Source organism: Pseudomonas sp. DL, assembly GCF_047199225.1.
Lineage (GTDB): Bacteria > Pseudomonadota > Gammaproteobacteria > Pseudomonadales > Pseudomonadaceae > Pseudomonas > Pseudomonas aeruginosa.
Genome location: NZ_CP178323.1, coordinates 1,993,545 through 2,008,118, shown reverse-complemented (window position 1 = coordinate 2,008,118; position 14,574 = coordinate 1,993,545). Strand labels below are relative to the sequence as shown.

The following is a 14,574-nucleotide window of genomic DNA, read 5'->3' as shown; positions in this document are numbered from 1 at the left end:
GGTGTATGCGGTGACCAGTGGGGAAACGGCAAGGAGTCAGCTCACGGTGCGCAGGCGCCCCGTGGTCTTGTGCCGGGCGCAGCAGTTGGTGTCACCGGCGACGAAGCGCGCCGGGTTGTCGACCCGGTCGAGCGGCAGGTTGCAGCGTTCGCCGCCGGGCAGCAGCGCCTCGCAGCGCGGCTGCTGGAAGTGGTCCAGCCACTGGCGGTACTGGCTCTCGGAGACGAAGCACTTGGCCGCCGCGTAGGCCAGCGGATTGTCCTGGTAACGCGGGATGTCCTGCAAGGGGATGGTCAGGTGCCCGGCGCCGGGATGGTAGGCGACGAATACCACGCCCTGGCCGGATAGACGCTCCAGCAGTTGCTCCGGCCCCTGGGCGGCCAGACGGTCGCGCTCGGCGCGCAGCTCGGCCAGTTCCTGCTCCAGTTGCTGGTCCAGCTCGTTGCGGTAGGCCAGTTCGACGTCGCGGATCGAGACCTGCTCCTTGTAGCCGGCCACCGCCGCCGCCACCCGAGCCTCCAGTTCGTCGGCGAACTCCGAGCGCAGCAGGTCGGTCTCGTTGCGCCCCTGGTTCTCGATGAAACGCAGTTGCCGGGTCAGTTCCTCGCGGTTGCGCTGGAACTGCTCGCCCTGTTCCAGCAGACGCTGCTGCAATTCGGCGTTCTCCCGCGCCTGCCGTTCCAGGGCCTGTTGCAGGCTGAGCACTTCGCTGCGCAGGATGTCCAGTTGCCCGCGGGCGTCCTGTTCGCGCCTGGCCAGTTCCTCTTCGTGCTGCCGGGCGAGCCCGGCCAGGCGCTGCTCCTGCTGCCGGGCCAGGGCGGCGAGCTGTTGTCGCTGCTGCTTGACCAGTTGCGCCAGGCGCGCCGTCTGCTCGTCCTCCTGCTTGCGCGGAGGCTCCGCGGGCGGTGCCTTCGGGGCGGCGGGACCGGCGGCGTACCATTGCTCTTCGGCGGCCATCTGCAGCCGCTGCGGCTCCACCGCGGCAGGCTCTTCGTCCACCAGCAGGCCCAGCTGGTTGCGCCTGAGCGCGTCGCGGATGAGCACGAAATGGTTGCGTCCGGCGCTGCTCTCCGGGTCCCAGAGGTGCATCTGGTGCCAGGACACCGGGCACTGGCTGCGACAGGCCAGGCGGATCGGCCCGCCGCCCATGTCGGGGCCGCGTCCGGCGCGTTCGGCGAGGTTGCGCAGAGGCAGGTTCCAGCCGGTGTCGGCGCCGCCCTGCTCGTCGAAATCGAGATAGAAGAACACCGCCGCCCGCGCCTGCAGGCGCGGATTGATCAACACATAGGCCAGGTGCATCTGCCGGTCGGCGTATTCCGGCATGCGCACCAGGCCATCGAGCAGCGCCTCGAATTCGGGATACAGCATTTCCTTGCAGACGCCGCTGTCGTTGAAGAACAGCACGGCCTCCGCCATCTGTGGCTTTTTCTGCATGCTCATCGCTAACCCTCGAACGCCTGGCGAGGCGGCCCGCATCCGGCAGTACCCATCTGGCATGTCACCTGAAAAACAGGCGCTATCTCGTTGTTCGGGCAAGTCTAGGGGAAAAAATGTCGCGGGCAATGTGACTGGGTTGGCAGACACCCGGGCGATGCCGGACGGCCCGCCGAGCGGTAGGGGAAATTGTGAAGCGGTCGGGTTTTGAGCGGACGGAGATCACCGTGGCAGAGCGCCACCGTTCACCGAACCGGTGCGCAGCGCCCCGCCGCGCCGACGAGGGCGGACAGGGGCGATACGCAGAACCTGTGCGAGCTGGAGAAAAGCCGTTTTCAACGCAGTTTCTCCGCTACGCAACAGATCGCGGAAAGGCTCTCAGAGTTCGGCGGCCAGGCGCGAACCCTGGTTGATGGCGCGCTTGGCATCCAGCTCGGCGGCGACGTCGGCGCCACCGATCAGGTGCACGCTCTGGCCGGCCGCCAGCAGGCCGTCCTGCAACTCGCGCAGCGGGTCCTGGCCGGCGCAGACGATCACGGTATCCACCGGCAGCACCTGCGGCTCGCCCTCGGCAACGCGGATATGCAGGCCGGCGTCGTCGATCCCGAGATACTCCACGGCATTCACCATCTGCACCTGCTTGTTCTTCAGGCCGGCGCGATGGATCCAGCCGGTGGTCTTGCCGAGGCCGTCGCCGACCTTGCTCTTCTTGCGTTGCAGGAGGAACACCTGGCGCGCCGCCGGATGCACCTCGGCCTTGACCCCGGCGATGCCACCGCGGGCTTCCAGGCGAGTATCGATCCCCCACTCCTTCCAGAACGCCTCGCGCTCCAGGCTGGTGGACGGACCGGTATGGGTGATGAATTCGGAGACGTCGAAGCCGATGCCGCCGGCGCCGATCACCGCCACCTTGCCACCCACCGGCTTGCGCTCGAGGATCGCATCCAGGTAGCTGATCACCTTCGGATGCTCGATGCCGGGGATCGCCGGTGTGCGCGGAACGATGCCGGTGGCGAGGACGATCTCGTCGTAGCCGCCCGCGACCAGGTCGTCCACGTCGACCCGGCGGTTCAGGTGCAGTTCGACACCGGTGCTCTCCAGCTTGTTGCGGAAGTAGCGCAGGGTCTCGTGGAACTCTTCCTTGCCGGGAACCCGCTTGGCCACGTTGAACTGCCCGCCGATCTCGCCGGCGGCGTCGAACAGGCTGACCCGGTGCCCACGCTCGGCGGCCACGGTGGCGGCGGCCAGGCCGGCCGGGCCGGCGCCGACCACGGCGATCTTCTTCGGCCTGGTGGTGGGGATGTAGTTCAGCTCGGTTTCGTGGCAGGCGCGCGGGTTGACCAGGCAACTGGTCAGCTTGCCGCCGAAGGTGTGGTCGAGGCAGGCCTGGTTGCAGCCGATACAGGTGTTGATCCGTTCGGCGTGGCCGGCGGCGGCCTTGTTGACGAAATCCGGGTCGGCGAGGAACGGCCGGGCCATGGAGACCATGTCGGCATCGCCCTCGGCCAGGACCTTCTCCGCCACCTCGGGAGTGTTGATGCGGTTGGTGGTGATCAGCGGGATGCCGACCTCGCCACGCAGCTTGGCGGTGACCTTGGTGAAGGCCGCGCGCGGCACCTTGGTGGCGATGGTCGGGATGCGCGCCTCGTGCCAGCCGATACCGGTGTTGATCAGGGTCGCGCCGGCCTTCTCGACGGCCTTGGCCAGCAGCACGATCTCGTCCCAGCTGCTGCCGCCCTCGACCAGGTCGAGCATGGACAGGCGATAGATGATGATGAAGTTCGGCCCCACCGCCTCGCGCACCCGGCGGACGATCTCCACCGGCAGGCGCATGCGGTTCTCGTAGCTGCCGCCCCAGCGGTCGGTGCGCTGGTTGGTGTGCTGCACGAGGAACTGGTTGATGAAGTAGCCTTCCGACCCCATGATCTCGACGCCATCGTAGCCGGCGACCTGGGCCAGGCTGGCGCAGTTGACGAAGTCGGCGATCTGCTTCTCGATGCCTTCCTCGTCGAGTTCCTTGGGCTTGAACGGATTGATCGGCGCCTGGATCGCGCTCGGCGCCACCTGCTTCGGGCTGTAGGCGTAGCGGCCGGCATGCAGGATCTGCATGCAGATCTTGCCACCCGCCTCATGCACCGCCTGGGTCACGATCCTGTGCTTCTCCGCCTCTTCCGGCGTGCTCAGCTTGGCCGCGCCGGAATACACGCCGCCCTCCTCGTTCGGGCCGATGCCGCCGGTGACCATCAGGCCGACGCCACCGCGGGCGCGTTCGGCGAAGTACGCCGCCATGCGCTCGAAGCCCTGCGGCTTCTCTTCCAGGCCAGTGTGCATGGACCCCATCAGGGTGCGGTTGCGCAGGGTGGTGAAGCCGAGGTCCAACGGGGCGAGCAGGTGCGGATAGGGAACGGCGGCGGTCATCGGGGGTCTCCACATCGGGCGAAACGCGTTCACGGATATGCCGCGGCCTCGGGCGCAATGCGCGGGACGGGCAGCGGTCGGTATGGCGACGACTCTAAGGAGCGCCACCGGAGCGCTCAATGATCCTAAATGACAAGTTACTGATCGGAATGCACAGGGATGCTTGGCAAGCCGACGCCACTCCCCTACCCTGTGGGCTGCCTTGGAGACCCGCATGCGCAAGCTGATCTTCCTGATCCTCATCACCCTCTTCGCCGCCTACGCCGGCTGGGCCGAACGCCGCCCGGTAGGCCACTACCTGTCCGACCTGCGCAGCCAGGTCAGCGTGGTCCAGGGCCAGCCCGGCGAGCGCGGCAACCTGCTGGCGGTCCAGCCGGAACTGTTCACGCCGGACTACCAGAGCGCCGAACGGTTGCAACTGAAATTCCACGCCTACCTGGAAAATGCCCGCCGCCAGGGCCTGCTCAACGAGCGCACGGTGGTGGTGTTCCCCGAGCATGTCGGCACCTGGCTGGTGGCCAGCGGCGAGAAGCCCGAGGTCTACGCCGCTGCCGACTGGCCCACGGCGATGGACTGGATGGCCGCGAGCAACCCACTGAAGGTGGCGCGCGGCTGGATCACCGCGCGCGGCGATCAGCGTCTCACCGACACCCTGTTCCGGATGAAGGCGGTGGACATGGCCCACGACTACCAGACCCTGTTCGGCGGGCTCGCCCATGATTTCAAGGTGACGGTGGTCGCCGGCTCCATCGTCCTGCCCGACCCCGAGGTCGAGGACGGCGAGCTGCGTCCCGGCACCGGCCAGCTGTACAACGTCAGCCTGACCTTCGGTCCCGACGGCCGGCCGCTCGGCCAGCCGCAACGCAAGGTGTTCCCGACCCGCCACGAACTGAGCTACCTCAACAACGGTCGCGGCGAGCGCCTGCAGGTGCTGGATACGCCGGCAGGACGCCTGGGCGTGCTGATCGGCACCGACAGCTGGTACCCGGACACCTACGCCACCCTGGTCGAACAGGGCGTCGAACTGCTGGCGATCCCCGCCGCCCTGAACCAGAGCGGTCGCTGGCAGCAGCCCTGGCCCGGCTTCGATGCGGAGCTGGTTCCAGGCGACGTGCGCCTGGCGCCGAACAGCCTGAGCAACGCCGAGGCCTGGCAGCGCCTGGCGGTCGGCGAGCGCCTGCTGGCCAGCGGTGCGCGCGGCGCCGCCGTGGCCTTCGCCCATAGCCGCCTGTGGAACGTCACCGAAGACGGCCAGAGCCTGCTCGGTTCGTCGCAGGGCATGCGCCAGGCCAATCCCGGCGGCGGTGCGCAACTGGTCAATCTCTGGCTATGAGCGCGCCCCGGGTTCGCCTCGGCGACCTCTCGGTCGGCTTCGTCCAAGCGCTGGCCGACGCCCTGCTCGCCGCCGGCGTCGAGCCCGCACCACTGCTCGAGCAGTACGGCCTCGACCAGCGGCGCCTGGCCGAACCCGGGGCGCGCCTGTCGATCCCTCGCTACATGCGCCTCGGCCATGCCGCCATACAGCTCAGCGGCGACCCCGCCCTTGGCCTGCAGATGGGCCGCCTGAGCCGTCTCGGACAGATGGGCCTGGCCGGCGTCAGCGTCGCCCAGGCGCCCAACCTGCGCGCCGCCGCGCGGGCAATGATCCACCTGGAACCGCTTTACGCGCAGAACTACCGGGGCCAGTCGAGCCTGGTGGAAGACGCCGGCGGCGCCTGGCTGCGCTTCTATTCGATCAGCCCTTACAACGCCTATAACCGCTTCGTCGTCGATTCGGTGCTGGCAGGCTGGATCAGCCATCTCGGCGCCCTGGCAAGGCAGCCGTTGAAAGCGGAGCGGGTGGAGATCGAATATCCAGCGCCGCCTTGGGCCGAGCGCTACGAGGCATTCTTCGGCTGCCCGGTGGAATTCGGCGCGCCGACCAACCAGTTGCGCCTGAGCCAGGCCAGCCTGGCCCTGGCGAATGCCGAGCACTGTCCGAGCACCTGGAGCCAGATGCTGGAACTCTGCAACCGCGAACTGGAGCAGTTGACCCGCACCCGCAGTTGGCGCGAGCGCGTCAGCCGCCTGCTGGGGCCGATGCTCAATGGTCGCGAACCGGACCTCGAGGAAATCGCCGCGCGCCTCAAGTTGCCGACCTGGACCCTGCGGCGCAAGCTGGCCGAGGAAGGCACCCAGTTCCGCAGCATCCTCAACGACACCCGCCGCGACCTGGCGATGGTCTACATCCGCGAGACCGACCTGGCTTTCGGCGAAATCGCCTACCTGCTCGGCTTCGCCTCGGCGGAAGCCTTCCAGCGCGCCTTCAAGCGCTGGAGCGGGCAGACGCCCGGCGAATTCCGCCGCGCCCAGCGACAGAGCGCCTGATCACATCTCGGTGGCGTCGTCCGCCGGCTCTGGCAGATCGCATTCGGCGGCATGCTGCTCCAGCAGTTCTTCCTGGTAGTCGTCCATCGCGGATCACCTTCGTTCGTCTGTGTCTTTCAGCTGTAGACGAGGAAGATGACAGCGGGATTACCGCGCGCGGACCGACGGAGCAGGAAATCCGGCAAACAAGGAGAAAGCGGAAGGCGCAGGGGACGACGGAAACGAAAAAAGCGGCCATTGGCCGCTTTCTTCGTGGCTCACCCCGCCTCGGCGTGGTGAAGATGTATGGCGCAGCGGACGGGACTCGAACCCGCGACCCCCGGCGTGACAGGCCGGTATTCTAACCGACTGAACTACCGCTGCGCGTCGGCTGGGCAAGATGCCCGGTGAAGCGACTTCCTCTCGTTGCAGCCATGCTGCCCGCCTTCTGGTGGAAGACGGCGAGTTCGGGGTGGTGAACTCGGGAGGGGAAGTGAATGGCGCAGCGGACGGGACTCGAACCCGCGACCCCCGGCGTGACAGGCCGGTATTCTAACCGACTGAACTACCGCTGCGCGTAACTTGCGAGATTGGTGGGTGATGACGGGATCGAACCGCCGACCCTCTGCTTGTAAGGCAGATGCTCTCCCAGCTGAGCTAATCACCCTTCACTCTCGAAGTGGGGCGCATTCTACCGACCGAAAAACCTAAGTCAATGCCCTGATTGAATTTTTTTTGAAATTTCGGCGATCGCCTGTCGGCGCGGTTGGCGCCGGGGCCCAGGCCGGCCCCAGCCACGGGCCGCTCACTCGACCCGCAGGCTCAGGCGCGCCGAGACCCGGCCGTCGACCTGGCGGTCCAGGCCGGCCTCCGCCACCTGCACGCCCTGCCCGTTCAACTGCTCCAGCCAGGGCAGCAGCTTGGCGAATGGCGCCGGCTGCAGGGCCACCTGCACGGCGCCCTCGCCTTCGTTGTCGAGGCGCTCGACACTCAGTCCGGCCTGGGCCGCCGAAGCCGTGACCATGCCCTGCAGCGCCGCCGGGTCGATCTGCGCCTGTGGCGCCGCGGCATCGGCCTGGCGCACGTTGGGCGCCTGCTGCTGGATGTAGGCATGCAGCGCGCGCTGTTCGGTGAAGTACTGCCGCGCCGACTGCAGATGGCGCTCGGCCGGGCGCCACAGCGCCAGGTAAAGCACCACCAGCAGGAGGAACGCGCCGAGCCAGAGCAGCGCCAGGCGGTCCCGCGCCGGCAGCCCGCGCCAGCGGATCGCCAGCTGCGAGGTTTCCGCCTGGGCCCTGAGGCGCTCGTGGAATTGCGTCATCACCTTCATCTCAACCTCCTATCACCAGGCGCGCGCTGACCGTCGAGCCATCGCGGCTGGCCGAACCCAGCTGCACCGCCAGCCCGGACTCGCTGAGACGCGAACGCAGCCGTTCCAGCACGTCGAAACCGGGAGCCCGCACCTGGAGGGCGACGTCGCCGCGAGCGGCGCTGAAGTCCAGTTGCTCGACGCTCACCGTCGGCTCGCCGCCGATCACCGTGGCGGCCTGGCCAAGCAGGCCGAGCAACTGGCCCTCGCCGCCGCTGCTGGCGCTGTCGGCCAGGTGCTGGTCGAACTGCGCGCGCAGGTTGATCAGCTTGCGGTCCTCGGGAAACAACTGGCGGTAGAGCTCTGCGCTCTGCGCCGCGTAGCGGTCGCCTTCGCGCTGCAACTGCCAGGCCTGGACCAGGGTGAAGCCCCATTGCAATACCAGCCACAGCCCGACCAACCCCAGCAGCGGCCGCCAGCGGCGCCACTGGCTGCTCTGCTGGCGCGCGGCGAACTCGGCCTGGGCCAGGTCGGTGCCCAGCGGCTGCTCGCTCAGCCAGACGTGCGGATTGCCCGCCAGGGGCTGGACTTCCACCCCCTCCAGGGGCGCCACCTCCTGCGCGGCGAAGGCCCGCTGCGGCGGCGGGCAACTGTCGCGCAGTACCGGCCAATCCTCGCTGCCGCAGGCCAGGCGTACGGCGCCGCTGCCGCCGAGCAACCAGCGCTCTTCCAGCCAGAACAGGCAACTGCCCTCGCCCGGCAGGCAATCGGCATCGACATGCAGCGAAGCCGGCGCCTTGCCCGCGCCCTCGGCCAGCGCCAGCCAGGCGGCGAGCCAGGTGCGCTGCACGGCGAATACCCGGTGGCGGCCGTCGGCCAGCGCCGGACCAAGGGCAAGGTGCATCTGCTCGACATCGTCGGCCAGTTGTTCCTCCACCGCGAACGGCAGCGACTGGCGCAACCAGCGCGCCTTCTGTGTAGGCAGGTTCACCGCGCAGGCGGTCACCGCCTCCACCGGCAGGTACAGCCGCCAGGGCGCGCGGATCTCCGCCAGCGCCTGGGCGAACGGCGCGCGCCGGCACTCGCCATCCTGCACCCACCATACCGCCAGTTCCCCATCGGCCCCCGCCGTGCTGGCGGGCGGCAGGAACAGCGCACTCACTCCACTCATCGCTCGTCCTTCTTCCAATCGTCGCCGCCCGTCGACGGGATGGGCAGGCCGCCCTGCCCCATGTCGCGGGCCATCACGCGTATCTTGCCGTCCTTGCCCCGCTGCAAGGTACTCACCAGCACCTGCCGGCGGTCGCCCAGGCTGACCTCGCTGATCACCTGGAAGTAGCGGGTGCCGACGGCATAACTGACGTTTCCGGTCTTCGAACCCAACTGGGTCAGATGCTTGGTGAAATCGTCCTTGCTCTGGAAACCTTCCCGACCGCGGGCGTCCACGATGTTTTCCGCCTGTCCCGGATCGATCTCGAACATGGCGGCCAGCACCGGCACGCTGGCAGTGTTCACGTTCAGCGGCGCATCTTCGGGCAAGGCGCTGACGAACGGCAGCAGGCGTCGATAGTCGGCTTCCGACAATTTCAGCAGGCGCAGCTCGGACACGTCCTTGAAACTGCGGTTGGCGGCGCGGTAGGCCGGCGCCTCCAGCAGGTACTGGTTGTCCTCGGCGCCTTGCTCGCCCTGCGGATTCTGGTCGGCGTCGAGCCAGTCGGCCAGCCGGTCCGGCAAGCCCTGGACGATCTCTTCCTTCATCCCCAGGGTGGCCAGCAGGCGACGGAACTGCTTCACCGAATCCGGCTTGACCTTGCGCTTGCGCACCAGTCCGTTGAGATTGAAACGCCCGCTGGGGTCCTCGATCCGCACCCGCAGCTCGCCGCCGTCGTCCAGCTTGAACGGCGTCATCGGTCGAGCCCAGGCCTCGCCCAGGTGGTCCACCGGCTCGCGGGTATTCTCGCCGCCCTGGCGCAGGTCGCGGCGCAGCACCGCTTCCGCCAGGCGTTCGCCGCCCAGCGCATAGTGCCAGGCCTGGCGCACGTGCAACTGGTTGGCGCTGCTGCGTATCGCCAACTGCTGGCGGATGATCAGCCCGGCGCAGACGATGGTCACCACCGCCACCACCAGCAGCACGGTGATCAGCGCGACGCCGTTCTGCCCGCGCCTCATTCCGGCGCCCCCGGCATGCCTTCCGGCGGCTGCGGCACTCCGCCCTCGCCGTTCTCGCCATTCTCGCCGCCCGGCTGGCCCTGCGGCTGGTCCTGCTTGAGCGGCGGATCGAGCAGACGCCAGACGCGCACCAGCTTGCCGTAGTGGCGGTGCTCCAGGGTCATCTCCACCGCCAGCGGCAGGCTTTCCAGGCGCTCCTCCTCGCTGCCTTCGTCGGTCGGCCAGTGGCCCTGCCAGTTGTGCTCCTTGTCGAGGAAGCGCCAGCTCAGCGCGGTAACCCCGTCCAGCACCTGCTGCACCCGTGGCTTGCTGTCCTGGGCGCGGTCCAGAACCAGCCAGTAGCGGCGTTCGAGGGTCTCCCCGGACAGCGACCAGCGCACCCGCTGCAGGCGCGAGCGCGCCTGGCCGAGCGGGTTGCGCCAGCCACCACGGGTGAGTTCGACGATCTGGTCGTTCTCGCCCTCGCTGAGGAAGGCGCCACGGTTATCGCCCAGCTCGTCGCGTACCGGACGTTCGACCGCCTGGGTCAGGTCGCGCTCCAGCGCGCCCATCGCCCGCACCAGCTCGCGCATGCGCTGCTCCTGCACGCGAGTCGCCTGGTCGGTCTGCATCACGCTGTCGAACATGCGGTAGGTGGCCAGGGCCAGCAGGGCGAAGATGGCGATGGCGATCAGCAGCTCGAGCAGGGTGAAGCCCCGCTGTAGCCTCATGGCTGGCTCCCGAGGAAACCGACGAGGCGCGCCGCGGCGCGTTCCTCGATGCTGCCACGCTCGCGGCCGAGGGGCTTCGCCGCGACCCAGACGATCACCCGCCGCATATCCTGCTCGGCGGTGCTGTCGACCTGGGTGCGCCACTCCCAGCGGCGCCCGGCGAACTCCAGCTCGCCCTGGTTGCGGCCGCTGGAGGGCGGCGTCTGTTCCAGTTGCAATTCGTTGAGACGGTTGTCGGCGATCCACATCGCCAGGGTCTTGTCTTCCAGCCGCGAGGCGTTCTGCAGGCTGCGCGCGCTGGCACTGAGCACGCTGGCCGCGACCATGGCGAAGATCGCCAGGGCCACCAGCACTTCCAGCAGGGTGAAACCACGCGCGCGCTTCATCGCCGCGCCACCTCGACCCGTGGCAGGCGGAAACCGTCGCTGCTCAGCGACAACGCCCGCCCCTCGGGTCCGCGCTCGGCCAGGCGCAGGCGGAACGGACTGAGTTCGCCACTGGAGAGGATCAGCAATTGCGGCTGGTCGGTGCCTTTCTTCTGCTCCTTCTCGCCCTTGCTGCCGGCCAGCACCAGCGGCTGGCCGTCCAGCTCGAAGGTCAGCTCCGCCCACTCCGGCAGGCGGTGGCTGTCGCGCGCCACCGGCAACCAGCGCGCCTTCGCTTCGTCGTAGCGCAGTACCTGGTAGGCATCGCGCTCCAGGCGCAGGCCGTACTCGCGGTTGTCCAGCACGGCCTCGTCGGTCAGCACGCCGATCAGCCCGGCGAGCCGCTCGGCCTCGCTGTCCAGCTCCCGCGAGGTGCTGGCGAAGCCGGTGCTGAGCACCGCCAGGCCGATCAGCACGCTGATGATGACCATCACCACCATCAGCTCGATGAGGGTGAAGCCGCGCGAAGCCCGCATGTCCGGTCAGTTGTCCCAGTTGCCGATGTCGGCGTCGTTGTCGCTGCCGCCTTCCTTGCCGTCGGCGCCCAGCGAATACAGGTCGAACGGGCCCTTGGTGCCCGGCGCCAGGTACTGGTAGGGATTGCCCCACGGATCGACCGGCAGCTTCTTCAGGTAGCCGTCCTTGTTCCAGTTCTTCGGCTGCGGATTGCCGGTGGGCTTCTTCACCAGCGCCTCGAGGCCCTGCTGGGTGCTCGGATAGGCGAAGTTGTCCAGCTTGTACATGTCCAGCGCGGCAGCGATGGCCTTGATGTCGCCCTTGGCCACGGTGACCTTGGCCTGGTCGGGACGGCTCATCACCTGCGGCACCACCAGGGCGGCGAGGATGCCGAGGATGACCACCACGACCATGATTTCGATCAGGGTGAAGCCCGACTGTTGGCGACGCTGCAATGGGCGGCTCTGATTCACGCGATTACCCCACGAGTTGGTTGAGAGAAAGGATCGGAAGAAGAATGGCCAGGACGATGACCAGCACCACCGCGCCCATGAATATCAGCATGAACGGTTCGAACAGGCCGACCATCAGGCCGATCTGCGCCGCCAGGTCGTTCTCCTGGTTGCGCGCGGTGCGCGCCAGCATCTGGTCCAGCTCGCCGGAGCGCTCGCCGCTGGCGATCATGTGCAGCATCATCGGCGGAAACTGCCCGGTGGCTTCCAGCGAGCGGGTCAGGCTGGCGCCCTCGCGGACCTTCTGCGCGGCCTTGACCACTTCGTTGCGGATGATCCGGTTGGCGATCACCTCGGCGGCGATCGCCAGCGCCTCCACCAGCGGCACGCCGCTGCGGGTGAGGATCGCCAGGGTCGAGGCGAAGCGCGCGGTGTCGGTGGAACGCACCAGCCGACCGACCAGCGGCACGCGCAGCAGGAAGCCATGCCAGCGCTCGCGAAAGGCATCCTTGCGCAGCGCGTAGCGGAAGCCGATCACCCCGCCGATCGCCGCGACGAAGGCCAGCGCGCCCCAGGCCTTGACCCAGTCGCTGACGCCGATCAGCACGCGGGTCAACAGCGGCAGGGTCTGCCCGCTGTCGATGAACACCCGGACCACGTCGGGCACCACGTAGCCCAGCAGGAAGCCGACGATGGCCAGCGAAGCGCCCATCAGGATCACCGGATAGAGCAGCGCCAGCTGGATCTTCTGCCGCGACTGCTGGCGCTGCTCGGTGTAGTCGGCAAGTTGCTCCAGCACCGGGCCGAGGTGCCCGGCATGCTCGCCGGCAGCCACAGTCGCCCGGTACAGCTCGGGAAAGGCGGTGGGAAACTCGCGCAGGCTGCCGGCCAGGCTATGGCCTTCGAGGACCTTGGCGCGCACCGCGAGAAGCATCGACTGGATGCGCTGCGAGGTGGACTGCGCCGCGGCGGCGCGCAGCGCCTCCTCGATCGGCAACGCGGCCTGGACCAGGGTCGCCAGTTGCCGGGTCACCAATGCCAGGTCGCGCGCGGACAGTCCGCGGGCGAACGTCAGGCGCCCGCCCTGCCCGCTCTGCTCGCGGGTACGGGTGGGCTTCACGTCGAGCGGCGCCAATTGGCGCTCGCGCAGCAACTGGCGGACCTGGCGCGCGCTGTCCGCCTCCAGCACGCCCTTCTGCTGGCGACCGCTGGGGTCGAGGGCGAGGTATTCGAAGGCGGCCATTATTCTTCCCGGGTCACGCGCAGGACTTCCTCGACCGTGGTGACGCCTTCCAGCACCTTGCGCCGACCGTCGTCGCGGATGCTCGGTCCGCTGGTGCGTGCATGCCGGGTCATTTCCTGCTCGGAGGATTCGTTGTGGATCAGCGAGCGCATGTGGTCGTCGAACACCACCAGCTCATAGATACCGGTACGCCCGCGATAGCCATGCTGGTGGCACTCGCCGCAGCCGCGGGCGCGATGCAGGGTCGGCGGCGCGGCGGGATCGACGCCGAGCAGCGCGCACTCGGCCTCGTCGGCGCGGTAGGGCTCCTTGCACGCCGGGCAGAGCACCCGCACCAGGCGCTGGGCCAGCACGCCAAGCATGGAGGAGGACAGCAGGAACGGCTCGATGCCCATGTCCACCAGGCGGGTGATCGCACCGATGGCGCTGTTGGTGTGCAGGGTCGAGAGCACCAGGTGGCCGGTCAGCGAAGCCTGCACCGCGATCTCGGCGGTCTCCCGGTCGCGGATCTCGCCGACCATCACCACGTCCGGGTCTTGCCGGAGGATCGCCCGCAGGCCGCGGGCGAAGGTCATGTCGACCTTGGCGTTGACCTGGGTCTGGCCGATGCCCTCCAGGTGGTATTCGATCGGATCCTCGACGGTGAGGATGTTCCGCGTGCGGTCGTTGAGCGTGGTCAGGCTGGCGTACAGGGTGGTGGTCTTGCCCGAGCCGGTGGGGCCGGTGACCAGCAGGATGCCGTGCGGCTTGCGCACCGTTTCGTCCATCAGCTTGCGGTCGCGCTCGCTCATGCCCAAGTGTTGCAGGTTCAGGCGCCCGGCCTGCTTGTCGAGCAGACGCAGCACCACCCGTTCACCGTTGGCCGAGGGCAGGGTCGAGACGCGGATGTCCACCTCGCGCCCGCCGACCCGCAGGGAAATCCGCCCATCCTGGGGAATACGCTTCTCGGCGATGTCCAGCCGCGCCATGACCTTGATCCGCGATACCAGCAGGGCCGCCAGCTCGCGCTTGGGCTCCAGCACCTCGCGCAGCACGCCGTCGACGCGGAAGCGCACCACCAGGCGCTTCTCGAAGGTTTCCAGGTGGATGTCCGAGGCGTTCTCGCGGATCGCCTCGCCGAGGATCGCGTTGATCAGGCGAATGATCGGCGCGTCGTCCTCCTGCTCCATCAGGTCCTCGGTTTCCGGGACCTGGTCGGCCAGCGCGGCGAGGTCCAGGCTGCCGCCGAGGTCCTCGGCGAGCTGCATGGCCGCCGAGGAGTCGTGCTGGTAGGAGGCCGCCAGGGCCTGGTTGAAGGCGTCCTCGCCGAGCGCCCTGAGCGGCAGGCGGCGGCCGGCGAAGCGCTGCGCCTCGGCGATCGCCGCCAGCTCCACCTGCGGCCGGCAGGCCAGCCAGTACTGCTCCTCCAGGCACAGGAACAACAGGCCCTGGCGCTTGGCGAAGCTGAACGGCAGACGCCGTGGCGGTGCGGCCGGCGCGGCGATGTCGGGTAATGGGGCTGTCATCATGGATGCCTTATAGCGGTAACCTTACAGAAGTATCTTGGTCGTATATGACCACTGAACGGTTACCGTCAGTATTGTTAGTTGTTAGTCGTTTTGTGCGGCCGATC

13 protein-coding genes and 3 tRNA genes are annotated in these 14,574 nt (G+C 68.3%); 2 read left to right on the top strand and 14 right to left on the bottom strand.

The features are described from left to right. Positions 1–36: 36 nt before the first annotated feature. Together ACI766_RS09445 and ACI766_RS09440 are read right to left on the bottom strand one after the other, a co-directional pair. Entirely contained in the window at positions 37–1,476 is a 1,440-nt protein-coding gene (locus ACI766_RS09445) for a hypothetical protein (protein ID WP_003119759.1), read from the bottom strand. A 336-nt stretch (positions 1,477–1,812) separates the two neighbouring features. Then, positions 1,813–3,852, bottom strand: a complete 2,040-nt coding sequence (locus ACI766_RS09440) for an NADPH-dependent 2,4-dienoyl-CoA reductase (protein WP_023089343.1) — start codon at positions 3,850–3,852, stop codon at positions 1,813–1,815. Positions 3,853–4,066: 214 nt separating this feature from the next. Between ACI766_RS09440 and ACI766_RS09435 the strand changes: the two genes are divergently transcribed. Next, complete coding sequence (locus tag ACI766_RS09435) at positions 4,067–5,185, top strand: carbon-nitrogen hydrolase family protein (protein WP_003113936.1); 1,119 nt, start codon at positions 4,067–4,069, stop codon at positions 5,183–5,185. Then, complete coding sequence (locus tag ACI766_RS09430) at positions 5,182–6,219, top strand: AraC family transcriptional regulator (RefSeq protein ID WP_003116451.1); 1,038 nt, start codon at positions 5,182–5,184, stop codon at positions 6,217–6,219. The genes ACI766_RS09435 and ACI766_RS09430 overlap by 4 nt, the downstream gene beginning before the upstream one ends. Before the next feature lie 286 nt (positions 6,220–6,505). Here ACI766_RS09430 and ACI766_RS09425 read toward each other — a convergent pair. From ACI766_RS09425 to xcpR, 12 genes are all read right to left on the bottom strand, one after another. Further along, positions 6,506–6,582 (bottom strand) — tRNA-Asp (locus ACI766_RS09425). A 114-nt stretch (positions 6,583–6,696) separates the two neighbouring features. Then, positions 6,697–6,773, bottom strand: a tRNA-Asp gene (locus ACI766_RS09420). A gap of 16 nt (positions 6,774–6,789) precedes the next feature. Beyond that, positions 6,790–6,865 (bottom strand) — tRNA-Val (locus tag ACI766_RS09415). Between the two features lie 138 nt (positions 6,866–7,003). Continuing rightward, positions 7,004–7,528, bottom strand: coding sequence for a GspM family type II secretion system protein XcpZ (xcpZ, locus tag ACI766_RS09410; RefSeq protein ID WP_003091369.1), 525 nt, complete (start codon positions 7,526–7,528; stop codon positions 7,004–7,006). A gap of 1 nt (position 7,529) precedes the next feature. Then, entirely contained in the window at positions 7,530–8,678 is a 1,149-nt protein-coding gene (gene xcpY / locus ACI766_RS09405) for a GspL family type II secretion system protein XcpY (protein ID WP_016852650.1), read from the bottom strand. Further along, positions 8,675–9,676 carry a GspK family T2SS minor pseudopilin variant XcpX gene (gene xcpX, locus ACI766_RS09400; RefSeq protein WP_003103524.1) on the bottom strand — a complete coding sequence of 334 codons (1,002 nt, stop codon included), beginning with the start codon at positions 9,674–9,676 and terminating at the stop codon, positions 8,675–8,677. The genes xcpY and xcpX overlap by 4 nt, the downstream gene beginning before the upstream one ends. Further along, positions 9,673–10,386 carry a GspJ family T2SS minor pseudopilin variant XcpW gene (gene xcpW / locus ACI766_RS09395; protein WP_003103526.1) on the bottom strand — a complete coding sequence of 238 codons (714 nt, stop codon included), beginning with the start codon at positions 10,384–10,386 and terminating at the stop codon, positions 9,673–9,675. Before xcpW ends, xcpX begins: the two co-directional genes overlap by 4 nt. Further along, on the bottom strand, positions 10,383–10,772 hold the full coding sequence (gene xcpV, locus ACI766_RS09390) for a GspI family T2SS minor pseudopilin variant XcpV (protein WP_003103528.1): 390 nt from the start codon (positions 10,770–10,772) through the stop codon (positions 10,383–10,385). The genes xcpW and xcpV overlap by 4 nt, the downstream gene beginning before the upstream one ends. Beyond that, positions 10,769–11,287 carry a GspH family T2SS minor pseudopilin variant XcpU gene (xcpU, locus tag ACI766_RS09385; protein ID WP_003103530.1) on the bottom strand — a complete coding sequence of 173 codons (519 nt, stop codon included), beginning with the start codon at positions 11,285–11,287 and terminating at the stop codon, positions 10,769–10,771. The genes xcpV and xcpU overlap by 4 nt, the downstream gene beginning before the upstream one ends. Positions 11,288–11,293: 6 nt before the next feature. Then, the gene (gene xcpT, locus ACI766_RS09380; protein WP_003119751.1) at positions 11,294–11,740 is read right to left on the bottom strand and encodes a GspG family T2SS major pseudopilin variant XcpT; all 447 of its coding nucleotides are present in this window, start codon (positions 11,738–11,740) and stop codon (positions 11,294–11,296) included. Between the two features lie 4 nt (positions 11,741–11,744). Then, positions 11,745–12,962, bottom strand: coding sequence for a GspF family T2SS innner membrane protein variant XcpS (gene xcpS / locus ACI766_RS09375; protein WP_010793224.1), 1,218 nt, complete (start codon positions 12,960–12,962; stop codon positions 11,745–11,747). Continuing rightward, positions 12,962–14,470 (bottom strand): GspE family T2SS ATPase variant XcpR, encoded by a 1,509-nt coding sequence (xcpR, locus tag ACI766_RS09370; protein WP_003158838.1) that lies wholly within the window; start codon positions 14,468–14,470, stop codon positions 12,962–12,964. Before xcpR ends, xcpS begins: the two co-directional genes overlap by 1 nt. Between the last annotated feature and the right edge of the window lie 104 nt (positions 14,471–14,574).

Excerpts from the sequence above, each read along its gene's own strand:
- ACI766_RS09445 (WP_003119759.1), bottom strand. The coding sequence starts at position 1,476 with ATGCGGGCCGCCTCGCCAGGCGTTCGAGGGTTAGCGATGAGCATGCAG.
- ACI766_RS09440 (WP_023089343.1), bottom strand. The coding sequence starts at position 3,852 with ATGACCGCCGCCGTTCCCTATCCGCACCTGCTCGCCCCGTTGGACCTC.
- ACI766_RS09435 (WP_003113936.1), top strand. The coding sequence starts at position 4,067 with ATGCGCAAGCTGATCTTCCTGATCCTCATCACCCTCTTCGCCGCCTAC.
- ACI766_RS09430 (WP_003116451.1), top strand. The coding sequence starts at position 5,182 with ATGAGCGCGCCCCGGGTTCGCCTCGGCGACCTCTCGGTCGGCTTCGTC.
- xcpZ (WP_003091369.1), bottom strand. The coding sequence starts at position 7,528 with ATGAAGGTGATGACGCAATTCCACGAGCGCCTCAGGGCCCAGGCGGAA.
- xcpY (WP_016852650.1), bottom strand. The coding sequence starts at position 8,678 with ATGAGTGGAGTGAGTGCGCTGTTCCTGCCGCCCGCCAGCACGGCGGGG.
- xcpX (WP_003103524.1), bottom strand. The coding sequence starts at position 9,676 with ATGAGGCGCGGGCAGAACGGCGTCGCGCTGATCACCGTGCTGCTGGTG.
- xcpW (WP_003103526.1), bottom strand. The coding sequence starts at position 10,386 with ATGAGGCTACAGCGGGGCTTCACCCTGCTCGAGCTGCTGATCGCCATC.
- xcpV (WP_003103528.1), bottom strand. The coding sequence starts at position 10,772 with ATGAAGCGCGCGCGTGGTTTCACCCTGCTGGAAGTGCTGGTGGCCCTG.
- xcpU (WP_003103530.1), bottom strand. The coding sequence starts at position 11,287 with ATGCGGGCTTCGCGCGGCTTCACCCTCATCGAGCTGATGGTGGTGATG.
- xcpS (WP_010793224.1), bottom strand. The coding sequence starts at position 12,962 with ATGGCCGCCTTCGAATACCTCGCCCTCGACCCCAGCGGTCGCCAGCAG.
- xcpR (WP_003158838.1), bottom strand. The coding sequence starts at position 14,470 with ATGATGACAGCCCCATTACCCGACATCGCCGCGCCGGCCGCACCGCCA.